A 1,392-nucleotide genomic window follows, 5' to 3' on the forward strand; every position below is an offset into this window, starting at 1 on the left:
GTCTGAGACCTGATGCCGAGCCGATTGTGGTGAAGTGGATGATCCTATGCTGTCGAGAAAAGCCTCTAGCGAGTTTCATGGCGGCCCGTACCCTAAACCGACTCAGGTGGTCAGGTAGAGAATACCGAGGCGTTCGGGTGAACTATGGTTAAGGAACTCGGCAAAATGCCCCCGTAACTTCGGGAGAAGGGGGGCCACACCTGGTGATCGGATTTACTCCGTGAGCTGGGGGTGGCCGCAGAGACCAGCGAGAAGCGACTGTTTACTAAAAACACAGGTCCGTGCGAAGCCGTAAGGCGATGTATACGGACTGACGCCTGCCCGGTGCTGGAACGTTAAGGGGACCGGTTAGCTCACTTTCGGGTGGGCGAAGCTGAGAACTTAAGCGCCAGTAAACGGCGGTGGTAACTATAACCATCCTAAGGTAGCGAAATTCCTTGTCGGGTAAGTTCCGACCTGCACGAATGGCGTAACGACTTCTCGACTGTCTCAACCATAGGCCCGGTGAAATTGCACTACGAGTAAAGATGCTCGTTTCGCGCAGCAGGACGGAAAGACCCCGGGACCTTTACTACAGTTTGATATTGGTGTTCGGTTCGGCTTGTGTAGGATAGCTGGGAGACTGTGAAGCAGGCACGCCAGTGTTTGTGGAGTCGTCGTTGAAATACCAGTCTGGTCGTGCTGGATGTCTAACCTGGGTCCGTGATCCGGATCAGGGACAGTGTCTGATGGGTAGTTTAACTGGGGCGGTTGCCTCCTAAAGGGTAACGGAGGCGCCCAAAGGTTCCCTCAGCCTGGTTGGCAATCAGGTGTTGAGTGTAAGTGCACAAGGGAGCTTGACTGTGAGACCGACGGGTCGAGCAGGGACGAAAGTCGGGACTAGTGATCCGGCGGTGGCTTGTGGAAGCGCCGTCGCTCAACGGATAAAAGGTACCCCGGGGATAACAGGCTGATCTTCCCCAAGAGTCCATATCGACGGGATGGTTTGGCACCTCGATGTCGGCTCGTCGCATCCTGGGGCTGGAGTCGGTCCCAAGGGTTGGGCTGTTCGCCCATTAAAGCGGTACGCGAGCTGGGTTTAGAACGTCGTGAGACAGTTCGGTCCCTATCCGCTGTGCGCGTAGGAGTCTTGAGAAGGGCTGTCCCTAGTACGAGAGGACCGGGACGGACGAACCTCTGGTGTGCCAGTTGTTCTGCCAAGGGCATGGCTGGTTGGCTACGTTCGGGAGGGATAACCGCTGAAAGCATCTAAGCGGGAAGCCTGCTTCGAGATGAGGACTCCCACCCACTTGATGGGGTAAGGCTCCCAGTAGACGACTGGGTTGATAGGCCAGATATGGAAGCCTGGTAACGGGTGGAGTTGACTGGTACTAATAGGCCGAGGGCTTGTCC

1 rRNA gene is annotated in these 1,392 nt (G+C 56.2%); it reads left to right on the forward strand.

Features of this window, described 5'->3' with window-relative positions:
- Positions 1 to 1,392: ribosomal RNA gene (locus AB0L21_RS39610) — 23S ribosomal RNA — on the forward strand; the annotation flags it as partial.

This window comes from Streptomyces sp. NPDC052721 (assembly GCF_040678315.1).
In the GTDB taxonomy this organism is placed as follows: Bacteria; Actinomycetota; Actinomycetes; order Streptomycetales; family Streptomycetaceae; genus Streptomyces.